We start from the raw sequence: 21,633 nt of genomic DNA, 5'->3' as shown, positions 1-21,633 counted from the left end.
GAGCACTACAACACCCAACGCCCCCACTCAGCTCTGGGCGGCAAGCCCCCCATCACCCGACTGTCACCAAGATCATGACCAAGTACAGCTAGCGCGAGGACGTCGGTCAGCGCGGCCTCGGCCAAACCGCCACCTCAGCGCTCTACTGGTAGGCGGTGACGGCGGCGAAGTACAGGCCCAGTGCGGTGGCGGCTGCCCCGGCTCCGGTGAGGATCGCGTGGGCGGGGTCGGCGCCGGTCCTGCGGGCGATCAGCGCCGCGGCCGTTGCCAGGTGCAGTGCGGCCGACAGGGCCAGCAGCAGGGACAGGATCTGGACCGCGCTCATCGGGTGCTTCCTCTCATCGGCAGGGTCATGAGCACCATTGACGGGGCCGGATCGGGCCGATCCCAGGGATCGCGGATCCGGGTGGGTACGGGGTGATTACGCTGCAGGACAGGTGGGGATCCGGGTCGATACGAGGCGGTACGAGCCGGACCCGGGCGATGCGCTTCAAGGGCGACGAAGGGCAGGGGATGGGCAGGCCGCTGGGTCCGTTTCGTCCCCAGGCCGGCCCGAACGTGGCCTCGGGTGTGCTGGCCGAGCTCGCCCGGCTGTGGGACCGAGCGGTTCACCGTGGCGGGCAGGTGGCCCAGGAACGGCTGGCCCGGCAGGCGAAGGTTCCGCTGACCACGGTGAACTCGTGGTCGACCGGGAGGTCCTTGCCGCGTGATGTGGACCAGCTCGCGCGGACCGGTGCGGTGCTGGCCGACTGGGCCGGGGAGACCCCGGGAACCCAAGCCGCCTGGTCTCGGCTGCTTGAGGCCGACAAGAAGACGCGCACCGGGCTGCGCCCGCGGCGCGGTGCGGACGGGGCGGGGGTCGGCTGGCCGCTGGATGAGGTGCGCGACCCGTTCGCGCTGGAGGTGCACCACGCCGTCGAATCACCGGCCGGGGTGGCGGAGCTGCCGGTGTACGTGCCGCGTGCGCACGACGACCAGCTCGCGCAGGTGGTGCGAGACGCGGCCGCGGGCGGCAGCGCGATCGCGGTGCTGGTGGGCGGGTCCTCGACCGGCAAGACCCGGGCCTGCTGGGAAGCCCTGCAGCTACTGCGCGGGCGCGCCGAGCCGTGGCGGGTGTGGCACCCGATCGCCCCGGCCCGGCCCGACGCCGCCCTCGCCGAGCTGGACCAGGTCGGCCCGCGCACCGTGGTGTGGCTGAACGAGGCCCAGTTCTACCTGGCCGACCCGGTGCGCGGGGAACGCGTCGCCGCGGGGCTGCGGGCCGTGCTGCGCGACCGGGCCCGGGGCCCGGTGCTGGTGCTGGCCACGTTGTGGCCCACCTACTGGGGCACTCTGACCTCCCGCCCTACCGGCGGGCCTGACCGGCACGCTCAAGCGCGTGAACTGCTGGAAGGCCGCCGGATCCAGGTGCCCGAGGCGTTCGGAGCCGCTGACCTTGAGCGGCTGACCGCCCGGGCGGGGCAGGACCCGCGGCTGGCCGAGGCCGCCGCACGCGCCGGCTCGGGGCGGATCACCCAGTACCTGGCCGGGGTTCCGGTGCTGCTGGACCGCTACGACACCGCCACGCCGATCACCCGGGCGCTGATCCATGCCGCGATGGACGCCCGCCGCCTGGGGTGCGGGCCGCACCTGCCGCTGGCGCTGCTGACCGCCGCCGCCCCCGGCTACCTCGACGACACCCAATGGGCCCTCACCCCAGCCGACTGGCCGACCCAGACCCTGGAGTACCTCACCGCCCCTTGCAACGGCATCCCCGGGATCCTCACCCCCTTCAAGACCGACCAGCGCAACCGGCGCCCCCAGCGCACCGGCGCGAAACTGGCCGATCCTGTCAGCGGGCCGGTCTACCAACTGGCCGACTACCTCGACCAGCACGGCAGCACCCACCGCGCCGACCACATCCCACCCGTCGCCTTCTGGACCGCGGCCGCCGACCACGCCCACCCCACCGACCAGCACACGCTCGGCGACGCCGCCTGGGACCGAGGCCTGTACCGCGACGCCGCGCAACTCCACAAGAACGCCACCACCTACGGCAACCCGCGGGCCGCCCGTTCCCTGGTGGTCAACCTGCACCAGCTGCACCCCGCCGATCACCGCCCGGCCGCCCACGCCGTAGCGCACGCCCCCCTGGAGGACCCGGTCGCCGTCGCCGGGCTGCTGGAGGTGCTGCGGGAGGCGGGGGCGAATGAGCAGGTCGAGGCGCTGGTGGCGCGTGACCCCGCCGCGCACGCTGGCCCAAACGAGCCGGTCGCCTTCGTTCGGCTGCTGGAGATGTTGCTGGAGGTCGGGGCGCAGAAGCAGGTGGCGGCGCTGGCCGACCGTGCCGCCACGCACGCCACCGTGGACAACCCGGGCGGCGTAGCTTTGCTGCTGGAGGCGTTGCGGAAGGTCGGGGCGCAAAAGCAGGTAATCGCGCTGGCCGGCCGGGCCGCCACGCACGTCACCGTGGACGACCCGGATGACGTCTGCGGAATGCTGGAGGCGTTGCTGGGCGCAGGGGCGCAGAAGCAGATGATCGCGCTGGCCGACCGCGCCGCCGCGGGCGTCGCCCTGGACGACCTGGGCGCCCTCGCTCGGCTGGTGGAGGTGCTGCGCAACGCTGGGGCGCACAAGCAGATGGTTGCGCTGGCCGGCCGGGCCGCCCCGCATGCCGCCCTGGAGAACTTGAGCGGCCTTGGCCTTCTGTTGCGAGTGTTGCGGAAGGCGGGGGCCCAGGAGCAGGTGGTCGCGCTGGCCGACCGCGCTGCCGCGCACGCCGCCTTGGATAACCCGGTCGCTGTCGCTCGGCTACTGCGAGCGTTGCAGGCGGTGGGGGCGGTTGCGCAAGTGGAGGCGCTGGTAGCCCGCGATCCCGCCGCGCATGCCGCCCTGGACGACCCGGGCACCGTCGCTCGGCTGCTGGAGGTGTTGCGCCAGGTCGGGGCCCAGGAGCAGGCGACTGCTCTGGTGGCCCGTGACCCTGCCGCGCACACCGCGCTCGACGACCCCCGCGGCCTCGGTCTTCTGCTGCGAGTGTTGTGGGAGGTGGGAGCGCGGGAGCAGGTGGTCGCGCTGGCCGACCGCGCCGCCGCGCACGCCGCCCTGGACGACCCGGACACCGTCGCTCAGCTGTTGGAGGCACTGCGGACTTCCGGGCTGCAGAAGCAGATGGTCGCGCTGGTCGACCGCGCTGCCGCGCACGCCGCCCTGGATGACCCAGACGCCGTCGCTCGGCTGCTGGGGGTGTTACAGACTGCCGGGGCGCGGAAGCAGATAGCCGCGCTTATTGCCCGAGAGCCCGCCGCGCACACAGAGCTGGACAACTCACCCGACGTCGCTCGGCTGGTGCGCGTTTTGTGGGAGGTCGGGGCGGACGAGCAAGTGACGACACTGACGGGCCGGGCGGCCGCGCACGTCGCCCTCGACAGCTTTTACGCGGTCGGCGGGTTGCTGAGGGCGGTTCAATACGCCGGGACGCACGAACAGTTGGTCGCACTGGCCGACCGGATCACCGCGCATGCGGTCCTGGAGGACCCGTTCGCCGTCGCCTGGCTGCTTGCTGGATTGCGGGAGGCTCGGTTGGACGACTGTGTGAGGGCGCTTATCGGCCGGTTGCCGGCCGTGGGCATGTTCGACCTGTTCTCGGCGGAAGGGGGTCATGCAGTGCGGTATCGGTTCGGGCGAGAGCCAGATGGAAGTTCGGCCAGCCGATGGGGCTGGGAAGAACTGTGGTAACCAGGCACCGCTTTCGCGTCACGCTGCGCCCCCGCTGCGGGAAGGCAGAGGACAGCCCAGCCTGGAGCGCCGCAAAAGCAGTGGCAGCGGCCTCGCACGTGGTCAAGGACGGTGAGCGATGCTGGGCATCTGCGCTGGGCCCATTCGCGGCGATAACCTTCACGGGCGCGCGGCGTCGGCGTGGGGCGGCATCTCGTCCGGCAGCTCCTGCGGGAAGCCGGGCGGCAGTTCGGCCTTCGCGGCCTTAATGAGGGTCATGCGGGCGTCGAAGGCGTTGCCGGCTTTGGCCCACCAGGGGTGGTCCTGGATGAGGCCGGTCAGGACTCGGAGGCGCTGCATGCCGGCGGTGAGGTCGTAGCGGCCGGACAGTCCGGCCTCAATGAGGAGGAAGTCGCGCTTGAGGTTCACCAGGTCCTGCGGGGGCTCACTCACGCCCAATATCGCACGGAACCGCCCCATTTGGCCCGCCTTGGGGCAGGTGGATCGCGCCCCCTGGCCCGCCACCTCGCCCTCTGGCGCGAAATGGACCCCGCGATCCGAGCTCGCGGGCCACTTCGGCGGCTAGGTCGGGGCAGCCCCGCCACCATCGGCGGGGGCTCCGGCCTCGCCCGGATCGTCGCCAGCGCGAGCACATCGTCCATCACCGCGGGCCGCAGCGTCACCCGCTCACCGTGAAGGATTTCGCGTGTAGGCCGACGATATCCGCGCCGCGGCAGTGCCCACGGATACCTGATGCCGCCGGCCAGGGGGTTACGGTGCTTCGTGGCCGATGTCGCGGGAGTGCGGTGTGTCGCCTCGGTAGGCGGTGACGATGACCCCGTCGGGTGAATGGCCGCCCCATTCATCGGGCCAGCCGTTGTAGAGCGCCGCCATCTTCTCGCGCAGCAGCTCGCTGGACAGATCCACCTTGCCGGCCTCGTCGGTGATCTGTCCGCGCTCGACCTGCTGTTGCACCTCGGCGATGGCCTCGACCCAGGCGACGTCCCAGGTCGCGACCGTCGCGTGGTGACCTGATTCCTCCGAGGCGATGTGCAGCAGGCCGTACCCGCCGGGGATCGGCTTGAGACCGGTGACCGCACACGCGCGCCGGTAGCCGCCTATGCCACCGAGCTTTGCCGGGGTCAGGAACGCATACTCGCGCAGGACAGGCCGCTCAATTCCCACAGGCCCGCGCACGATCCCCTCCGATCAAAAGTCGAACGACCGGGGGCATGATCATCCTACCCCGTGCCGTCCAGAGTCACGCGCGCTGTCGGCAGCGCTCCACAGGCGTCTGGTATGACTCCCTGACCACGCTGGCAGCCGAGCGTTCCCGTCCATCGCCGGGCCGCGTGGTCGCTGGTCCGGTGGCCGATCACAGTGCGAGACCTGCGGCGGCGCAGGGCGAAGTCAGGATCTCGGCGGTGGCCGCCGACATCTGCTCGCCGTGCAACGCCACCGCGGCGGCGGCCCACAGGGCGTCGGCCAGCAGCGGGTCCGTGGGGCGCTGCCAGGCGGCGAGTTCGGCGACGCAAACAGCGTCCCAGAACAGAAAGTGCGCGGCGTATATCTGGTCGTGGGGGCCGGCGATCGCGTCGACCGCTTCGCGGCGAGCGGATCTCCAGCGCTGGTCGTCGATGCTGATGCGGGTGGTGAGCAGAGCGTCCAGGCGGGGGCGGGGCAGCCGCGCCGCGGTGGTCAGCAGTTGTCGTGCGGCGGGCGTGCGCGGTCCGTACACGGTGTCCGCGGTGACCGGTGTAGGGAGCAGGAGTAGGTGTTCCCACGGCGCGGTCAGCAGCGCCAGGTCGGCAGCCTGCTGCTCGGTCTGCTCCTCGGTACTGGCTTGCGGGGCTTCGGAGCGGTGTTCGGGCCGGTGGTCGGGCACCGCGAAACCAGGGTCGGCGGCCAGGCCGAGAACGGCGTCGAACAGCGCGAGCGCGCCGGTGACACGGTCATCAGCTTCGGGCGCCGCGCCGACGAACGGCGCGGCGAGCCTGCGCTCCAACGCGATCATGGAGTACGTCGGCGCGGGGACCGCGAACACATCGCACCAACGTTCCCAGCGGTCGGCCACCCAGCGCGCGGCCCGGGAGTTTCCCAGGCGGGCGATCACCCGGGCGCGTGCTTGGGCGCGGGCCTCGGTAGTGGTGCGCGCCGCGGTCGCCAGGTGCTGCTGCTGGGTCAGGGTGAGCGTGACGGCGGTGAGGTCGAGTCGGCGAAGCCGATGGTCGTGGGTGAAGCTGACCGGCAGCATGATCTCCCCGTCCGCGGGCAGGCTCGGGCGTACCTCCACCGGCCGGGAGAGCGGATCGCGGGCTTCGGCGGTGGCCGCCACCTTCGGGTCGGCGTCCGACAACAGCCGGCGTTGCTGCTCCGTCGGCGCCCAGCGGGAATGGGCGACAGCCGCGCGTACGGCCGGGTCCGGGTCTTTGGCCAGGGCGGCCCACACGAAGTGGGGTGTGGAGTATCCGCGTGTGGCGGCGGCCTTGCGGACCTGCGGGCTCGGGTCAGCCAGGACGCGGGCCCAGCGGGCGCCGTCCTGCTCAGCGATGCCGTTGGCGATAGCGGTCACACGCACGCTGGGCGCCGGATCATCCAGCGGGTCGGCCCTCTCCATTTCGGACGCAGCGGCATCGGCGGGGACGGGCCGGCCGTCGGCTGCCGAGAGCGCGGCGACGATGTGGCTGTGGAGCACGTGTAGGCCTGCGCGGCGGGCTGCGGCGCGCACACGTGGTGCGGCGTTGTCCAGGAGCGCGCGGCGTACAGCCAGGCCCTGCTCGGACTCCGGCAGGCTGCGCACGTGGTGGTTGCGGGCCAACGCGACCAGCACCGCGACCTCCGGATCAGCGATGAGCACGGTCGCCGAGACCTCGCCCTTGGAGAAGCGGTGCCGCGGCCCCACGACCAGGGGGAACGCTTCAGCGGCAAGAGCCCGGCACCGGACGTTCGATGACCTGGTGAACGCACGCAGCAGTTTCGCCAACGTGGTCTGCGCGGCGCGGGGGTCCCGCCGATGCTCCCATCCGTGCAGCAGGCCGTCGACGGCCTTTCCCAGTTGGTTGGGAGTGATCGCCGGAGCCGCCGCGATCAGCCGCGGCACGTCGGCCACCGTCCGCAGCACGTGCCGGGAGATCGTGGCGCGGGACTGTCCCTTGGCCCGCGCCGCCAGCAGGGCCAGGACGCTCATCGGTAGCGCCAAGGCGGCCCGCTGTCGGTCGGCCTAAGATGGGAAGAGTGACCGCACAGCCGATTGAGGAGGACGACCCGCTCGACCCGGAGCGGATCCTCAACGACCTTCCCGAACACGAGCGCGGGAACTTCCTCGACGCCTACCGGGCCGCCCTCGCCGGCGCCCGCGACCCGGCCGGGTGGAAGAACCTGCGCCGGACCCTGCGGCTGTGGAGCTTCATGGCGATCGCCACCAACCGGCCCGGCCACTACCAGGCGCGAGAACGCGCCCGCGCCGGCACCGGCGAGGGAATGCTCCTGGAGGACGCGGTCAAGCGGTTCCGGCCCACGTGAGCTACCGGCCGTGGCTGGACCAAGACCGGGTCCTGCGCCAGATGCCGGGCCTTCCACCGGAAGCCTTCGACCTGCTCGTCCGACTGATGATGCGGGTCTGCGAAGACCCCTACGACCGGGTGATCAGTGCCCCGACCGGCAAAGATCCGCGTGAGCGGATGGCTGAGCTCGGCGAAGGCGGGTTCATCACCTTCATCGTTGACGAAGTCGCCGGTCTCATCCGCGTCTATGACCTGGTGTGGACCGGCTGACCTCGTTGACCTCCGCACAGCTCCCTGAACTCTTTGGAATCCGAGTGCGTGATTGAGAAGGGACCTGCTCGGGTGTTCGAGGGGGGCCGTGCCCCTGCGGACGGTGTGCTGTCCGCCCCGCCAAGGGCCGGGTCATGAGGCTGATGAGGCACAGCGGACCATGGTCTCGCTGGTGGCGGGGCGGCGGTCGTAATGACGGGCCAGCCGCCGGTGTGATCAGCTCCGGTGCGCACCATGTTGAGCGCCAAAATGCTGTCAGTGCCCTGCGCCGAATGTAGGTCAGTGGCGTATCGGTATGGGATACGGGTCTCGCCCGCTGCCGGGTGACGGCGGCCCAGCTCGCTACTTCTGGTCGTCGCGTTCGAAGAGGTAGTCGTAGGCGTCGCGGAGCTTCTCGCTGAACAGGTCGCCGAGGTCGGCGCGGTGCAGGAACAGTCTGTCGATGTCGGTTTGGTCGAACCGGACGACGGTCTTGGTTGCGACTGAGCGGCGGATGACGCTCAGCGCACCGTCGTCATAGCCGGAGTGAGACACGAATAGTCCGATCGTCTGGGGGCGAGTGTCGAGTTTGGCGAGGAACTCGCGCATCTTGCCACCGGTCATCGGTGTGGCGAACCAGCGCGTCTCGCCGAGGATGTGGAGGCCGTTATACAACGCAGTGAAATCGTTGTCCTCGCCGCTGATCCGAATCTTCTTTGGATGCCACCCGTGGAAGGACAGCAGGTCCCGCCAGAGCCGCTCGAACTGCGTGCCGCGGTCCTGAGGCGTCAGTCCCGAGGTGCTCAGGTCCAGGTAGCGCTGGGCAAGTTGGTTTCGTTCCTGGGAGCGGTGAGCCGTCTCGCGGATGCGGGGCAGATTTGTCGCTGCCCGGTCACCGTCGCGTCGTGCGGCAGCAGTCCCGTGCTCGCGTGCCTGAGTTTGCCAGTAGTCGGTGTCGAAGGAGAAGAAGTCCGTGTTCGGCATGTTGACTGCGGCGAGCTCGGGCAGGCGCAGGTCGAGCCACTCCCGCACGTCGGCCAGACGCCGGTCGTAAGTGGCCGTGTGTGTCCACCCAGCGTCGAGTCGCCCGGGTAGCTGCTCCAGGCGGTCCACGGACACCTGCGCGGCGTCGACGAAGAACAGGTAGAAGTCGGTGGCAGCGTGTGCAGCTACGACGTCGGTGTCTGCGCCGAGTCGCCGGTCATACAGTGGCAGCATGTCTGCGGCGGCGTCCAGGGTGATCAGTTCCTGCAGGACGGCGGGGTAGTACCGGTCGATCGTCTCGGTGTAGACCTGCAGATAGTCCACAGCATAGGTCGCGACCTTGAGCTTGTCCTCGGCGTGAGCTGCGTCCTGCGAGTTGTCTTCCACCATGATCCCCTAGTAGGTCTCGCCGTACATCCGCTGCATATCCCTCTGGTACTCCTCGTACTCGCCGAGGACGCCGGACACCCCGTAAAGGATGAGCGTGCCGGCGTTGTGGAGTGCAGTGGCCACAGCAGGGAAGTCGAACGCCTGCTGTTCGGGGCGAGCGGGTACGAGTTTGCTGTTCTTGCCCTTGCCGATCTTGACGGTGCTGTAGCGCAGGGTTTGGCCCGTCTCGTCCAGCAGGTGCAGGCTCTGCAGAACCTCCGTCGTGTCTGCGGGGAGCTTGTCGTTGGTGCCCAGTTGCAGCTGGCCAAGGTAGTTGTTCAGCTCAGTCACCAGACCGCTGATCGAGTGGGTGGTCGACAGGCGGCGGTCCACGGCCTCTGGCGTCAGGTCCGGGTCGTCGATGCCGTCGGCACGCAGACGCGCGGCGGCTTCGCGGACCTGGTCTTTGAGCGCGAGTTCGATCCCGTGCCGCAACAAGTTGAGGGCCGGGAGGACCAGGTGGTCGGCGGGACGGTGCGCATTCCAATGATCGACCAGGACCTGCGCGGCATCCAGATAGCCGGCAGCCAGTGCCCCATCGTTGTCGAGGTATCCAATGATCGCGGTGTTCCGCCAGTCGCCGTCTTCGACGACCGGTCGCAGGAGCGGTTCGTTCTTCGAGGCCATCCTGCCACTGTGGCGAAAGAACGTGATCGACAGCTACGAATTTTCCCGAGGGCCGGGCACCTGCAGAGGCTCGGCGAGTCGCCGGGCCGCGCCGACCCGGGCGCGGCACAACCGCAGCCGAGGCGGCTTCGGCCGTTGGGCCGGCTGGCGGCGGAGGCGCGCACAGGCGGTCGGTTAATCTGCTGCGCGTGGAATAGGAAAACCGGGTGCGGTGGCACGGTATGTGACCGCCATCATGTAGCGGTGCGCTCGAAGAACCTGCATCCGCCGTGGCCGTCGGACGTTGTCCAGGCGATCTCCGACGTACTGGCCAGCACCGGCTGGCCAGGGCTGAGCAACACGGAGATCACTCGGTTGTTGGGGATTGTCGGGACCACCGACGTGGAGGCACCCAACAAGCGCACCCGGTTGGGAACTGCCCTGCTTGACCAGCAGCACCGCGACCAGGCCAGCAGCTGCATCATCCGGTTCATCACCGAGGCGATGGCACCGGGCCGGTTCCTTCAAGACCAGCGTCGGTTCGACGCGCTGCGCGATGGGCTGACGGAGGCGTTGTCGCTGGTCGGCCTTCGGGTCAACGAACAGGGCAAGGTCGCCAGGGCGACGGCTACGGCGACCACGCTGGGACGAGGTGGCCCGGCTGGCCGGGCGCCTGCGGACCGAGTTGGCGCGCCGTGGTGTGCATCCTGAGGTTCTGCGCTACTGCGAGGAGGAGTTGCTGCGCAAGTCGCTGTTCCACGCGGTGTTCGAGGCGACCAAGGGCGTCAGCGAGCGGCTGCGGCAGATGAGCGGGTTGTCCGGCGACGGCGCTGGGCTCGTGCACCAGTGCTTCGGGGCCGGGGCCGGCGTGCCGGTCGTGCGGATCAACGCCTATGGCACCGAGTCCGAGATCAGTGAGCATCGTGGGTTCGCGAACCTGCTCAGGGGCATCTTCGGGACCTTCCGGAACCCGCCGGCGCACACGCCGCGTGCGGCGGCGGGCTGGGCGCTGACCGAACCGGACGCACTGGATCTGTTCTCGATGCTGTCGCTGGTGCATCGCCGCCTCGACGCCGCGACCGTGGTGCGGACTGCTCCCTGACGCAGCGAGTGGTCACTTGAGGTAGCGCTGGTACAGCTTTCGCCGTCGCTCGGGCCGCTGTCGGAGACGAGTCTCGGGTAGCTATTCCTGCTGTTCTTGGCGTGTGCTGAGGTGTGCTGAGAGCCGGGCGATCTGGCTGGGGTCGGCGGGTCGCTGCGGCTCCGGGAAGTGCTCGTTCAAATAGCCGTCGGTCACGGCGCGCATCGGGAGCACCAGTCCGCCTCGGCGGCAGCAGGCGGCCTGTTGGATGCTGGGGTGCAGCAGCGTGGTGTCGGGGACGATCCAGGCGGTTTGCCCTTGAACGCCATCGGTGAGGCGGTACAGGACACCAGCGCGCGAGTAGGCGCGCCCGTCATCGAGCCACTCCTCCGCGCGGGCGGTGCCGTCGGGACCGACCAGAACGCCGCGGCGTTTGCTGTCCAAGCCCAAGGTTCCGGCGCCGCATCCTCTGGAATCGACGATCAGCCAAGTGTCGCCCGTGAGCACCACATAGTCGATGTTCGTGGTGCCCAAGCCGAGCGGTTCCAGGCCGGCCCCGGCGACGCGCTCGAAGGCCCCCGAGGTCGTGGAAGAGGCGGAAGTGGTCGTCGCGATCGTCCAGCCACCGCTGCAGGGCGCGCGCGACCTAACGTTCGTGGAAGGCGCCACAGCGGGCGTCGGAGCCGTACTTCTCCGTCTGGGGCAGGCTCCAACCCGGGGTTCCGTGCACGGTCACGCTCATCGGCAGTCACCTCGCCGTAGGTCCATGGTGGCGGCGCGTGAACACTATGGCGAGCCGCTGACAACCTGATCGCCTGACGCCAGACATCCCGTCGCCGGGCAGCGGATTCCTAGGGCGCCCGGCCGCCCCTGCCCGCAGCACCTTCACCCGCGGAAGGTAGCGCCCCCGTACCCTCCCTCCGACAACCCTTCTGCGGTCGGCGCCGCAGCCTTCGGTCTGCGCGTATGTTCCACGCTCGCGGATGGTCCGCTGAGTACCGTCGATGCCCATGGAGCCCATGCAGCGTGTGGCGATCATCGGTTGCGGGGGCAGCGGCAAGACCACCGTCGGCCGCCGCCTGGCCGCCGCGATCGGCACCCAGATTACGCACCTGGACGCGGTGTTCTATGACGACGCGTGGACCAAGGTGCCCGCCGAGAAGTTCGCCGCGCTCCAGGAGGAATTGGTGGCTGCCGACACCTGGGTGATCGACGGGAACTACGCCTCCACCCTGCCGATCCGGCTGCGCCGCGCCACTACGTGATCTTCCTGGACCTGCCCGCCATCACTTGCCTGTGGGGCATCGTCCAGCGTCGCTGGCGCTACCGCGGCGGGCAGCACACCGACGGCGTCTACGACCGCATCACCTGGAGCTTCGTCACGTACGTCTGGGGCTACCGGCGCGAGATGGCGCCGCGGGTGCGTGCGCTGCTGGCCGAACACGCCGGGCACGCCCAGGTCCACATCGTCACCTCCCGCAAGGCCGCCAACCGGCTGGTCACCGAGTTGGAGCAGGCCGCTCGCGCCTGACCTGGTCGGGGCGGTAGCGGGTGCTGGCGTGCCGTCCCGCTGGGCATGGCCGGATGCGGCGAAGTAGCGGTGGATTGCGGGATGGCGCGGAACAATCTCCCGGCAGGAAGTCGCTCGACCAGCACGACGACCTGCTCCTCCGCCCCCGCCTCCCGTAACGCGTCCAGCAGGTCGGCCACCGCGCGCGGCTTGTCCAGGGCGACGTGCGCGGCTGCGCGCCCGGCCAACACCGCCACCTACTCACCGGTCCCCCACCTCCCGCAGCACGCGCAGCAGGTAGGTGCACCCGCGCTGGGCGGCCGGTGGTGGCCGTGCTGGTCACGGTTTGTGCGCGGTCGCTCCATCGTGGGGGTGGTCGCCCCAGGATGGTGGGCATGGGCAGGCGTGGCGCTGGCGGGCGCGGGGCAGGTTGGCGTGGGGTGGTCGTGGCGGCCTGGGTGTTGGTTGTTGCCGGGTTGCTGGTGTGGATGTTCGCGGCCTGGCGCGGCGAGGGAGGGTTGCAGACCTCGGCGAATGTGGCGCAGTTGGTCGGGGTGCTGCTTGCCGTACCGGCGGTGGTGGTCGGCCTGGTGGTGTGGTGGTGGCGGCATCGGGGCCCGGCCCCGGTCCCCGACGCCGAGACAGTGGCTGCGGCCAAGGAGGCGCTGGCGGTCATGGTCGCCGCGCAGTGGCGGGAGGAAGCACGGATCCGGGAGCTGGACGACCCGGCCCCGATCCCGGTGCGGTGGGAACTGACCACAGACCCGCGGATCATGGACCATCCCGCGCATATCACCGTCGGTGGCGGTGCGCTGACATGGTCGGGCACGGGAGATCGGATCGCCGCCATGGCCGGGGAATTCAAGGCTTTGCGGCGCCGCCGACTGGTGATCATCGGGGGTCCGGGGGCGGGCAAGACCACCCTGGCCGTGCAGCTGGTCCGGGAGCTGCTGGCCCATCTGGATCCCGGTGACCCGGTCCCGTTGCTGGTGTCGGTGGCCAGCTGGGACACCAACCGATTCCCGCGGCTGCAGGCCTGGCTTGCCGCCCGCCTGACCGAGATCTACCCGTCGCTGCGAGCGCCGCAGTACGGCCTGGACGCGGCCGACCAGCTAGTGCAGCGCGCTCACATCCTGCCCGTGCTGGACGGGCTCGATGAGATCCCCGCCCAGGCCCGCACCGCCGTCATCGCCGCGCTCAACCGGTCCTTGGCCGACGACGACCAGCTCATCCTCACCAGCCGCACCCGCGAGTTCACCGACGCAGCCCTCGCCCGCGACGTCCTGACCTCCGCCGCGGTCATCCAGCCGCAGCCGCTGACCGCCAGTGCCGCCGCCGACTACCTGGCTTCCTGCCTGCCGCCGCTACCACCACCCGCCTGGATCGACGCCCTGCAGCAGATCCGCACCGGCGGCGCCGCGCACCTGACCGAGATGGTCTCCACCCCGCTGGGCCTATGGCTGCTACGCACCACCCACATCACCACCCGCGCCGACCCCACTTCCGTCACCGACCCAACCCGGTTCCCCACCGCCGCGGCACTGCAAGCCCACCTGTTCGACCTGCTCATCCCCGCAGTCATCATCACCCGGCCCCCCAGCACCGACCCCGCCAACCTGTTCCGCCCCCGCCGCCACCACGACCCCGCGCAAGCCACCCGCTGGCTCAGCTATCTCGCCCATCTCCTCGACACCGTCCCCACCCGAGACCTCGCCTGGTGGCGGCTGGCCGCCACCAGCCACACCCTCACCGCCCGCATCGCCTGGCTCGGGTTCATCACGCTCGCGGGCGGGCTCGCGGGTGCGCTCGCGGGCGTGCTCGCGGTCCGGTACGTCGGCGGGAACGTGGGTGGGCAGTACGGCTGGATCCCGGTCTGGCACGTGGGCGGGCTCGTGGGCGGGCTCGGGGAGGGGTTCGTGGTGGGGGCCGGCGCTGTATTTTGGGCACAGGAATCGCCTGGCTATGCGAACCTCAAGACCACCGGGAGAAAGACTCTCCTGGCATACCGGCTCGCAGACAACCTCTGGTTCGGGCTCGGGCAAGGGCTCCTGGCCGGGTTCGGGTTCTGGCTCATGTTCGGGGCCGCGATCGGGCTCAGGGTCGGGCTCGGGATCGTGCTTGTGTACGGTCTCGGGTTCGGGCTCATCAGATGGGCGGAGACTCCGGCCGTTACAGGAGGTGCGAACACGCCTGTCTCCACTTGGCGCGCGGACCGTACCCTGAACCTCCTGCGTATCTGCACGGGCGGGCTCGTGTTCGGGCTCGTGTCCGGGCTCGTCATCGGTCTCCGTTTCGGTCTCGGTTTCGGGCTCGTGCTCGGGCTCGTAATCGGTCTCGGTTTCGGTCTCGGGGCCGGGGTCATGGTCGGGCACCATCATGCGTGGCTGGCATTTCTGGCCGTCACCTTCGAGCTGGCCTGGCAGCGGCGGCTGCCGCGGTCCTTGATGGCCTTCCTCGACGACGCGCACCGCCTAGGCCTGCTGCGCACCGTCGGTCCCGTCTACCAGTTCCGGCACGCCGAACTCCACGACCACCTCGCCGCCGCCTACACCGCGCAGGAGGACCGCTAGGCGAGCCACCCAGCCACACTCGAACCAAAGATCGCCCTTCAAAGCCGTTTCTGAACGGATCGCCGCCCGGGTCCGGCAGCTCGGCCACCCGCCCGGCCGTCCGTTCATCCGTCCGCGGTCGCCGTCGTGCCCCGCCCTCGCCCGGACGGCTGGTCACCGGCCGCACCAACCGACCGTCTGGGCGGCGGCGCCACCGCCACCACGGACCTGGCGCCAGCAGCGCCGAACGCCGGGTCCGGGGCGGTCGGACGGCTGCTCGCGGCCGCCGACCGCGGCGGGGACGCGCTGCAGGCGGCGGTGGCGGCGTGGCTGGCCTCGCTGCGCCGCCCAGACCCAGGACTACTAGCGCGCGAAGACGGGCAAGACCGGCGCACTGACCGAGCCGCAGGTGCAGCAGCTCCTGGCGGCGGCCGTCGCCTGGACGGGCGACCTCGCCGCCGGGGCCCTGGCTGGCTCATCGAGGAGTGGGGCACCGTGGAGGCCGCGATCTTTGTTTCGCTGGACACCACGGAGGACCGGTCCGGCCGGGCGGTCGGGCGTGCTGCGCTGAACGCGGCGCGGGAGGGGACTGAGGGCCACTTCGTACGGGGCAGCGATCCCCTCATCACCGGACGGGCCCTGAAACCGGTGTCCAGCTGTCGATCGTTTCCGACAGAGACCGGGGGGCGCAAGGGTGGGTCCCGGGTGGAAAGGTTGGTCCGTCGTCGTGGTGGCCCCGTGTATGTCCTCCCGGACCGGCGATCCGCCTACATCCGGACGCCACACACTCGGATCGGCTGCGTGGTAGACAACTAGCGCGGCAACCGATGCAGCGGCCAGTGACCAGCTCGCCTCGCTTCTCGGACGGCTGGCCAGCCGGGACCGAGTTCGCAGTGAGGCGACCGTGCAGGCCGACATCCGGCAACCCCCTGCCCGGCGTGTCACCCAACCCGGTGAACGTTCGTGGTCAACGCACTAGACGCCAGCGTGTGGGTCAGGAAGCCCGTCTTAACCCAGTACGTGCTCCGTCCAACGGCTGCCACCTTGACTGGATCAACACCAATGATCAGGGGGGAGCGATCGTTATGGCGGGGAGGCGCTACCTGCAAGGGCGTCGGCGCCGACGGCCGTAAGCAAGGCTGGTGTGCCAATTTCTACGGCCAGTTCGGCATGTCTGCGTCAGACTCGTCGGATGGCGGGTGAAATGGACCTGGTGAAGCTGCGGCGGGATCTCCGAGAGCCCGCGGAGGCGTACGTGGCGGGCCATACCCACGAGGAGTTTGATGCGGCGTGCGAGCGCCTTGGGTTGCCGGTGCTGGCGCGTGAAGAAGGCGCTACGAAACGCAAGCGGTTCGAGCGGTGCTTCGCGGCTCTGCCGGACGACGGCCTGTCGGCCGTCGCTGAACGGATCCTCGGGTTGGAGGACCGCCCGCTGGATGCGAAGACCCGCAACGTCATCCAGGATGGGCTGTGGGCGGGGCAGCAGGTTCCAGAGATCTCTGTGCGCATCCGGCGGGAGATCGCCAGTGCCCTGGAGCCGCAGCTGCAGGACCTCATCGAGCAGGGCGACCGGTTCTGGATGCTGCTGGACCGCTTCTGGGTCCTCGACACCGACTTGAGCTTCCTGCTCAATGACGGCACGGGCCTACGGGCACAGATCGACCAGCACGTGTTCCGCAACCCCGGCGACTGGACCGTCGTGGAGCTGTTCGAGCAGCTGGGGGCACTGAAAGCTGATCATCCGAGGTTCGCGCGATTCCTGAGCGCCCTGGTCTCCGCAGACGTCGTTCCCGATGTGCGCTTGCAATGGCGCCTGATCGAGATCCTCAATCCCCCTCTGCAAGACGCAGGTGCGGAGCTGCGTGAAACCGGGGTCGCTGAGGGCTATCCGGTGTTCACTATGGTGTCGACGCACGCGAGGCGCAGCCGGCCGCCGCGGGCTCTGATCTTCGCCACGCTATCCAAGCCCGACATCCGCATCGGAGACGTACTGGACCTGGACATCGAGATCCTCGGTTCTCGCAACGATGTGCTGTTCTACGACCGTCCAATCGACGGCGACGGACTCCTCTGGCGCGACCTGCACTGCTGGTGGAAAGACACCCGTCGAATCACCGACGACGCCCAGGCGAAGAAGTCGCTGTACCGCCGACTCAAGGCCTGCCTGCCGGCCCGCCTGGTCGATGGGAAGAAGGAGCGGTACCCCGCGCAGGAGAATTTGTTCGATCTCTACTACGACCTGCACGCTCGGGACATGCCCGGCCTGCCGGCCCTTCTGCCCGAAGCCTGGGTGCACTGGGATCCCAAATCGATCGGCGCTCGCGGCGACGCGGCGATGACGCACCACCGCATGGACTTCCTGCTCCTGCTGCCAGGCGGGCACCGCGTGGTCCTGGAGGTCGACGGGGTCCAGCACTACAGCTCCGCCGATGCCGCCAACGGCTGGAGAGACGCCAAGGCGGACCGGCAGGAGTATGCGCGGACGGTGCGCGGTGACCGCGACCTCAAGCTCTCCGGTTATGAGGTCTTCCGCTTCGGCACCGTGGAGCTGGACCATCGCGATGCCGCACGGGAACTGCTCCAAGGCTTCTTCGCAGCTCTCTTCCGGGAGTTCAAGGTCGTCCCGCAATAGCTAGCCCAGCGCAAGTCCGGTCGGCCGAGCAGCAGGCATCCGTGCAGGCCAGTCCTGGTCTCTGGCGCGTCTCTAAGCGAGGGGGATTGCCCGATAGTGTGCAGCGCATGGCGGAGCACGATCCCTCAAGCGGCGGTGAGAACGACCCTGTGCAGGGCGCGCTGCCGCTGGCGGGGGCGTCCGAGTTGGGCGGGGGCCGTGAGGTCCCGTTTCCCGTCGCGTTGCTGGCCTTCTCCTCTGTTTCCGGCGTGGGGTATCGCGCGCTGCACTCGCTCGTCGGCGCCTACGGCAACGACCTGGGGCGGCTGCTCGGCGTCGCGCCCGAGGTGGCGGTTGGGCACCTGCGGGCTCGCAAGGCCCCCAAGGCGCTGGTCGAGGCAGTCAGTGGCCTTCCGCCGGGCTTGGTCGAACGTGCCCACGAGCACCTCGGTCAGCTCGGGCGCAAGAACGTGCACGTGCTGGGCCCCGGCGAGTTGCCTGCCCGGTTGCTGCGGCTACCTGGCGGGCCGCGCTGGCTGTTTGTTCAGGGCGACCCGGCTGCGTTGGTGCAGGGGCCGCATGTCGCGGTTGTGGGGACCCGGGACGCGTCCCCGGCTGGGATCGACGCGGCTGCCGCAGTGGTGCGGACGATGGCGGCCTACCCGGTCACCGTCGTATCCGGGCTGGCGAACGGGATTGACGCGGCCGCGCACGCCCGCGCTGTGGAGTTCGGACTCCGCAACGTGGCGTTCCTCGGGCACGGCATCAACATCGTGTTCCCCGCCGAGACGGCGCAGCTGCGCGAACGCATGCTCGAATACGGCGGTGCGGTCGCGACCGAGTATCTGCCGGACGAGCGGTACCGCCGGCAGCAGTTCGTTCAACGCAACCGGCTGCAGGCCGGGCTTGGGGAACTGGTCATCGCCGTCGAGGGGCAGGCATCGTCCGGGACTGCGCACACCGTCCGGTTCGCCGCCCAGTACGGCACTCCGGTGGTCGGTCTGTCCTGGCGGGGCGCCGGGGATCTGCCCCGGCTGGTCGCAGACACCTCCGGCGGGCGGGTCCTGGAGATCTTCACACCGGCCGCGCGCCGCGAGCTGGACACCATGGTCCGGTCGCTCGCCGAGCGGCACGGGCACGCCACCGACGCGTTGACGCTGGTGCAGCGGCAGCTCACCCGCGAAGCGGCTTGCCGCGATCTCCGCCAGGACGACCTGCTGCAACTGCAGGAGAAGATCCAACAGCTGTTAAACGAAAGGCGCTAACCCGGATGCCCGTTCGCGCTCTCATCATCGACTACAAGGTCCTTGAGCAGGGTGATGCTGCGGCGAACCGTTGCTGGGCTGGATCACAGGGCAGGGCCTGGACTGGTGCCTGTTCACTACCGACCCAGTGAACGTCGACGCGTGGTGCGCTGCTCACAGGTATCGGGAGCCGTCGGCGTACGTGCACCGAGGCATCGTCCCAGGCCGCCGAAACCGGGGCTCGGTGGCCTGGGTGGATGAGGCTGCCGAACAACTGCGAGTGCAGCGGCACGAACTGCTGTATGTCGGCAGCACCGTCCTGGACTGGCGCACCGCAGGAAATGCAGGTGTGTTCTACGTCCACGCGCTCTGGGCCGGCCGGCTGCCCCCCAGGAACAACGCGATCACTGTTTCGACCCCCAGCGGGATCTCCGAGTTCGCGGAAGCGTTCTTGCTGGACGAGCCCCGTTGGGCGTTTCAGGGCGGCGGCGACGGGTGGGAGCTGCGCTGCCTGCTGCCTGCGTCTATTGAGCTGCGCCGCACAGCGTCCGGCCGGACGTTCCGGCTGCAGGACGTCCTCACACACGCGCGGCCAGTGAAGATCGGTGAGCAGGACGCCCGCAGCGTGCTCATGCTGTCGGCCCTCGTCAACGTCTACCTTGAGGGGTTGATTACCGGCGGGGCGTGGATCTGCGTCTACCCCAGCAGCAGCCCAGGCCGGGTCAGCGAGCAGTTGCAGGCCTTCCTGCAGCCCGCCTCGCACCTGTTCCACAACTACTACCGTGAGGACCTTCTCGTCCGCGCGGTCCAGGCACCCGACACGAGTTGGGAACGTTTCATGGCGCGCAGGGAAGGGCGTCGCGCTCAGGTGTCGATCGCGACGCAGGCGACCACGGTGCACGTCGGGTCCAACTACGGAGACGGGCGGCTGAGAGGCAAGACGGTCATCGTCGCCGACGACTTCACCACTCATGGCATGTCGCTGAGCTGGGCGCAGACCTTGCTGGACACGGCCGGGGTCGAACAGGTGATCCTGCTGGCGGTCGGGAAGTACGGGGGCGCCCACCACACGTCGTATGAGCCTCTCGCCCAGGTGGCGCCGTTTCAGGTCAACGAAGAGTTGACCGAGCGCGACTTCGCGCCTGATGACGTGCCGTTGGAGCGCGATAGCCGTGCTGAGCAGCAGATGCGGGACCGGATCGCCCTGTTTCTCGCGTAGCGGCGGCGCGTGCTGGCGTTCGTTGGTCGAGTGCAGGTTCGGCCTTTGAGTAGCGGAGCCGCTCGTCATCGGACGGCGGCGGCCTTGAGGTGAAGGGGCTGCGGGCAGCGTGCCGCTGCGCACCAGCATCGATGTGGCGGCGCATCCTGCCGCGACCAGGATGGTCGCCGACCCTCCCGGCGATGAACCCGGCCGCCAGCGCGGCATCACGGACCATGTCCTTGCAGGGACGATGGCCGGTTGTGGCGCGCATGGGGCTGGAGTCGGCCACTGTGCCGGACCCTGCTGCGGGGCATGTGCCGCCGCCGGATTGGCGGATCGAGCCCTTTGAGGGAGGCGCGGGCCGTTTCGTGCGCGCCTCGGCGACGCGGGCGGGGAGTAAGGACTGCCGGGAAACTCCCCTCCTGAGACGGCGGGGAACCTGTCGGGGGGGCGATTGCCCCCACATGGACGGGCGCGAGCGCAGAGGTCACGTCAGCGCAATATCGGCGCGCAGGCCCCAATCTGATCGATTACGGGACGTCCCGCCGCCGGCTCCGTTGGCGCACCCAGTTTGGCCCGTTTCGCGTTCGGGTCATGTCGCCCGGTCCGGGGTCCACAGGTCGGGATCCTGCAGGCGGCCGCCGTTGTTGATCTGCTCCCAGCGGTTCTCGGCGGCCTCGGTCAGCGCCTGGAAGGCTGCCTCCATCCCCGAGAAGCGGAACTCCGATCTCGCCACCGGCTCGGCGTCGGGAGCGACGGCGTTGAGCCGGTAAGCGATCCGCGCAGCTTCCTCGCGGAGCTGTACCAGGGCGGCCAGGTGCTCGTCGAGCCGGTCCAGCAGCACGATCCGCTGTGTGACGGCCAGGCCGCCCATCACGGTGTGCTCCAGGTGATAGAGACTCCACCGGTCCCTTTACGGCGCGGTGTGGTCCTCGGCCATGCGGAACTCTTCTTCACAGGTCGTGCAGGTCGGGGTCGTGCCAGGCGGCCAGTGCGTGAGCGGCGGCCGTGCGGGTGCGGAACAGGTCGAAGTCGCTGCCTCGGGCGGGGTGGTCAGCGTCCGGCGTGACCGTGATCCGCAGGCTGGTGCTGAGGCTGGGGTCGCCGGCGGTGGCGCGCCACTCTGGGCGGCTGCCGCCGTAGTCGACGCGGGTGATGGTCCCAGCGATCTGGCCGCCGGGGGCATGCTGCGTCCACCTGCCGTCGTCGTGCTCGGCCAGAGTCTGGGTGAGGCGCCAACCGTCCGGCAGCCCCTCGATGGGCACCTCGGCGTGCGGGGTGCGCTCGCGGCGCGCGCGGTCGTACTCGGCGGCCAGCGCGGCCAGCGCCTTGATCCGCGATCGATAGCGGTCCTTGGGGCCGGCGCCGGTGGTGACGCGGCGGCCGGTGCTGTGGCGGGCTTGCCCGCCGCTGCCCGGCCATGCCTTGACCACGCTGCCGACCCGGGTCGTGCCCTGCCACCACAGAACGTCGTCCTCGTCGGTGGCCCACTCCTTCCCCAGCACCTTCACAGTCCGCAGCGCGCCGGACGGTATCGGCCCATCCGGAGCCTCCTGCTCGCCCTGGTCTCCCCCGCGGCCGGTGTCTTCCTCCCTGGTCACTGCCCCGGAGGTTCCCTTCCGCTCGTCGGGGTCGGCCCGGGGGATGGTCGCGCGGTCGGCCGCCAGGACCGGCCCGGTCACGGCTCCAGGCAGGTGAGGGCGTTGGGCGGTTTCGGCGTCGGACGGGCGCTGCGCCCGGACGACCAGTTCGGCCAGCCCTCGCCGGGCGTCGGAAGCCACGGTCTCGACGGTGTCGGCGTCGATGTCGCGGGACTCCTGACAAGCCTGGACGGCCTCCACCAACGTCAGCACATCGCGCCACAGCGCATCGGCCAGGACCTGGAGGTGGATGGGGAGGCCGGGTGCCACGGACTGATAGCCCGGCCGCTCTCCTTGGAGTCCTTCGGTAGGCGGCTCCGGCGAGTCTGT

At 69.9% G+C, this 21,633-nt stretch carries 21 protein-coding genes; 12 read left to right on the top strand and 9 right to left on the bottom strand.

What is annotated here, in order from left to right:
* A partial coding sequence (locus AB0C84_RS35985; protein WP_361075027.1) for an integrase core domain-containing protein occupies nucleotides 1–78 on the top strand: 78 nt, incomplete at its 5' end.
* Between the two features lie 64 nt (nucleotides 79–142).
* Here AB0C84_RS35985 and AB0C84_RS35980 read toward each other — a convergent pair.
* Nucleotides 143–325, bottom strand: a complete 183-nt coding sequence (locus AB0C84_RS35980) for a hypothetical protein (protein WP_361075023.1) — start codon at nucleotides 323–325, stop codon at nucleotides 143–145.
* Nucleotides 326–483: 158 nt separating this feature from the next.
* Here AB0C84_RS35980 and AB0C84_RS35975 point away from each other — a divergent pair, with 158 nt between their 5' ends.
* Nucleotides 484–3,717 carry a hypothetical protein gene (locus tag AB0C84_RS35975; RefSeq protein ID WP_361075021.1) on the top strand — a complete coding sequence of 1,078 codons (3,234 nt, stop codon included), beginning with the start codon at nucleotides 484–486 and terminating at the stop codon, nucleotides 3,715–3,717.
* 159 nt (nucleotides 3,718–3,876) lie between these two features.
* On the opposite strand, the gene AB0C84_RS35970 is transcribed toward AB0C84_RS35975, so the two are convergent.
* The 3 genes from AB0C84_RS35970 to AB0C84_RS35960 form a co-directional block, all read right to left on the bottom strand.
* Nucleotides 3,877–4,149: a hypothetical protein gene (locus AB0C84_RS35970; protein WP_361075020.1), complete on the bottom strand. Its 273-nt coding sequence runs from the start codon at nucleotides 4,147–4,149 to the stop codon at nucleotides 3,877–3,879.
* A 318-nt stretch (nucleotides 4,150–4,467) separates the two neighbouring features.
* Complete coding sequence (locus AB0C84_RS35965; protein ID WP_361075018.1) at nucleotides 4,468–4,893, bottom strand: hypothetical protein; 426 nt, start codon at nucleotides 4,891–4,893, stop codon at nucleotides 4,468–4,470.
* Between the two features lie 178 nt (nucleotides 4,894–5,071).
* A complete protein-coding gene (locus tag AB0C84_RS35960; protein ID WP_361075016.1) occupies nucleotides 5,072–6,883 on the bottom strand; it encodes a hypothetical protein in 1,812 nt (603 codons plus the stop codon).
* Between the two features lie 47 nt (nucleotides 6,884–6,930).
* Here AB0C84_RS35960 and AB0C84_RS35955 point away from each other — a divergent pair, with 47 nt between their 5' ends.
* Nucleotides 6,931–7,218, top strand: coding sequence for a DUF6247 family protein (locus AB0C84_RS35955; RefSeq protein WP_361075014.1), 288 nt, complete (start codon nucleotides 6,931–6,933; stop codon nucleotides 7,216–7,218).
* On the top strand, nucleotides 7,215–7,469 hold the full coding sequence (locus AB0C84_RS35950) for a hypothetical protein (protein WP_361075012.1): 255 nt from the start codon (nucleotides 7,215–7,217) through the stop codon (nucleotides 7,467–7,469). Before AB0C84_RS35955 ends, AB0C84_RS35950 begins: the two co-directional genes overlap by 4 nt.
* 342 nt (nucleotides 7,470–7,811) lie before the next feature.
* Here AB0C84_RS35950 and AB0C84_RS35945 read toward each other — a convergent pair whose 3' ends face one another.
* Together AB0C84_RS35945 and AB0C84_RS35940 are read right to left on the bottom strand one after the other, a co-directional pair.
* Nucleotides 7,812–8,822, bottom strand: coding sequence for a hypothetical protein (locus AB0C84_RS35945; RefSeq protein WP_361075010.1), 1,011 nt, complete (start codon nucleotides 8,820–8,822; stop codon nucleotides 7,812–7,814).
* Between the two features lie 6 nt (nucleotides 8,823–8,828).
* On the bottom strand, nucleotides 8,829–9,488 hold the full coding sequence (locus tag AB0C84_RS35940) for a hypothetical protein (protein ID WP_361075008.1): 660 nt from the start codon (nucleotides 9,486–9,488) through the stop codon (nucleotides 8,829–8,831).
* A 243-nt stretch (nucleotides 9,489–9,731) separates the two neighbouring features.
* Here AB0C84_RS35940 and AB0C84_RS35935 point away from each other — a divergent pair, with 243 nt between their 5' ends.
* Nucleotides 9,732–10,178 (top strand): hypothetical protein, encoded by a 447-nt coding sequence (locus AB0C84_RS35935; RefSeq protein WP_361075006.1) that lies wholly within the window; start codon nucleotides 9,732–9,734, stop codon nucleotides 10,176–10,178.
* Complete coding sequence (locus AB0C84_RS35930) at nucleotides 10,168–10,569, top strand: TIGR02391 family protein (RefSeq protein ID WP_361075004.1); 402 nt, start codon at nucleotides 10,168–10,170, stop codon at nucleotides 10,567–10,569. Before AB0C84_RS35935 ends, AB0C84_RS35930 begins: the two co-directional genes overlap by 11 nt.
* 81 nt (nucleotides 10,570–10,650) lie before the next feature.
* On the opposite strand, the gene AB0C84_RS35925 is transcribed toward AB0C84_RS35930, so the two are convergent.
* Complete coding sequence (locus tag AB0C84_RS35925) at nucleotides 10,651–11,082, bottom strand: hypothetical protein (protein WP_361075002.1); 432 nt, start codon at nucleotides 11,080–11,082, stop codon at nucleotides 10,651–10,653.
* A 476-nt stretch (nucleotides 11,083–11,558) separates the two neighbouring features.
* On the opposite strand from AB0C84_RS35925, the gene AB0C84_RS35920 reads away from it, so the two are divergent.
* From AB0C84_RS35920 to AB0C84_RS35895, 6 genes are all read left to right on the top strand, one after another.
* Nucleotides 11,559–11,813, top strand: coding sequence for a hypothetical protein (locus AB0C84_RS35920; protein ID WP_361075000.1), 255 nt, complete (start codon nucleotides 11,559–11,561; stop codon nucleotides 11,811–11,813).
* Nucleotides 11,810–12,079, top strand: a complete 270-nt coding sequence (locus AB0C84_RS35915) for a hypothetical protein (protein WP_361074998.1) — start codon at nucleotides 11,810–11,812, stop codon at nucleotides 12,077–12,079. Before AB0C84_RS35920 ends, AB0C84_RS35915 begins: the two co-directional genes overlap by 4 nt.
* Nucleotides 12,080–12,516: 437 nt before the next feature.
* Nucleotides 12,517–14,628 carry an NACHT domain-containing protein gene (locus AB0C84_RS35910; RefSeq protein ID WP_361074996.1) on the top strand — a complete coding sequence of 704 codons (2,112 nt, stop codon included), beginning with the start codon at nucleotides 12,517–12,519 and terminating at the stop codon, nucleotides 14,626–14,628.
* A 1,171-nt stretch (nucleotides 14,629–15,799) separates the two neighbouring features.
* Nucleotides 15,800–17,239 (top strand): hypothetical protein, encoded by a 1,440-nt coding sequence (locus tag AB0C84_RS35905; protein ID WP_361074994.1) that lies wholly within the window; start codon nucleotides 15,800–15,802, stop codon nucleotides 17,237–17,239.
* Nucleotides 17,240–17,346: 107 nt separating this feature from the next.
* Nucleotides 17,347–18,483: a DNA-processing protein DprA gene (locus AB0C84_RS35900; RefSeq protein ID WP_361074992.1), complete on the top strand. Its 1,137-nt coding sequence runs from the start codon at nucleotides 17,347–17,349 to the stop codon at nucleotides 18,481–18,483.
* Between the two features lie 232 nt (nucleotides 18,484–18,715).
* On the top strand, nucleotides 18,716–19,681 hold the full coding sequence (locus tag AB0C84_RS35895; protein ID WP_361074990.1) for a hypothetical protein: 966 nt from the start codon (nucleotides 18,716–18,718) through the stop codon (nucleotides 19,679–19,681).
* 574 nt (nucleotides 19,682–20,255) lie between these two features.
* Here AB0C84_RS35895 and AB0C84_RS35890 read toward each other — a convergent pair.
* Together AB0C84_RS35890 and AB0C84_RS35885 are read right to left on the bottom strand one after the other, a co-directional pair.
* Nucleotides 20,256–20,540 carry a hypothetical protein gene (locus tag AB0C84_RS35890; RefSeq protein WP_361074988.1) on the bottom strand — a complete coding sequence of 95 codons (285 nt, stop codon included), beginning with the start codon at nucleotides 20,538–20,540 and terminating at the stop codon, nucleotides 20,256–20,258.
* A 76-nt stretch (nucleotides 20,541–20,616) separates the two neighbouring features.
* Nucleotides 20,617–21,573 carry a hypothetical protein gene (locus AB0C84_RS35885; protein WP_361074986.1) on the bottom strand — a complete coding sequence of 319 codons (957 nt, stop codon included), beginning with the start codon at nucleotides 21,571–21,573 and terminating at the stop codon, nucleotides 20,617–20,619.
* Nucleotides 21,574–21,633 lie beyond the last annotated feature (60 nt).

The organism is Actinomadura sp. NPDC048955 (genome assembly GCF_040649435.1).
GTDB lineage: Bacteria > Actinomycetota > Actinomycetes > Streptosporangiales > Streptosporangiaceae > Spirillospora > Spirillospora luteofluorescens.
Note: the sequence above shows the minus strand (reverse complement) of the source record. Positions and strands in the feature narration are given on the sequence as shown.

Coding starts and splice junctions, on each gene's coding strand:
- AB0C84_RS35980 (WP_361075023.1), bottom strand. CDS start 325: ATGAGCGCGGTCCAGATCCTGTCCCTGCTGCTGGCCCTGTCGGCCGCA.
- AB0C84_RS35975 (WP_361075021.1), top strand. CDS start 484: ATGCGCTTCAAGGGCGACGAAGGGCAGGGGATGGGCAGGCCGCTGGGT.
- AB0C84_RS35960 (WP_361075016.1), bottom strand. CDS start 6,883: ATGAGCGTCCTGGCCCTGCTGGCGGCGCGGGCCAAGGGACAGTCCCGC.
- AB0C84_RS35945 (WP_361075010.1), bottom strand. CDS start 8,822: ATGGTGGAAGACAACTCGCAGGACGCAGCTCACGCCGAGGACAAGCTC.
- AB0C84_RS35940 (WP_361075008.1), bottom strand. CDS start 9,488: ATGGCCTCGAAGAACGAACCGCTCCTGCGACCGGTCGTCGAAGACGGC.
- AB0C84_RS35920 (WP_361075000.1), top strand. CDS start 11,559: ATGGAGCCCATGCAGCGTGTGGCGATCATCGGTTGCGGGGGCAGCGGC.
- AB0C84_RS35905 (WP_361074994.1), top strand. CDS start 15,800: ATGGCGGGTGAAATGGACCTGGTGAAGCTGCGGCGGGATCTCCGAGAG.
- AB0C84_RS35900 (WP_361074992.1), top strand. CDS start 17,347: ATGGCGGAGCACGATCCCTCAAGCGGCGGTGAGAACGACCCTGTGCAG.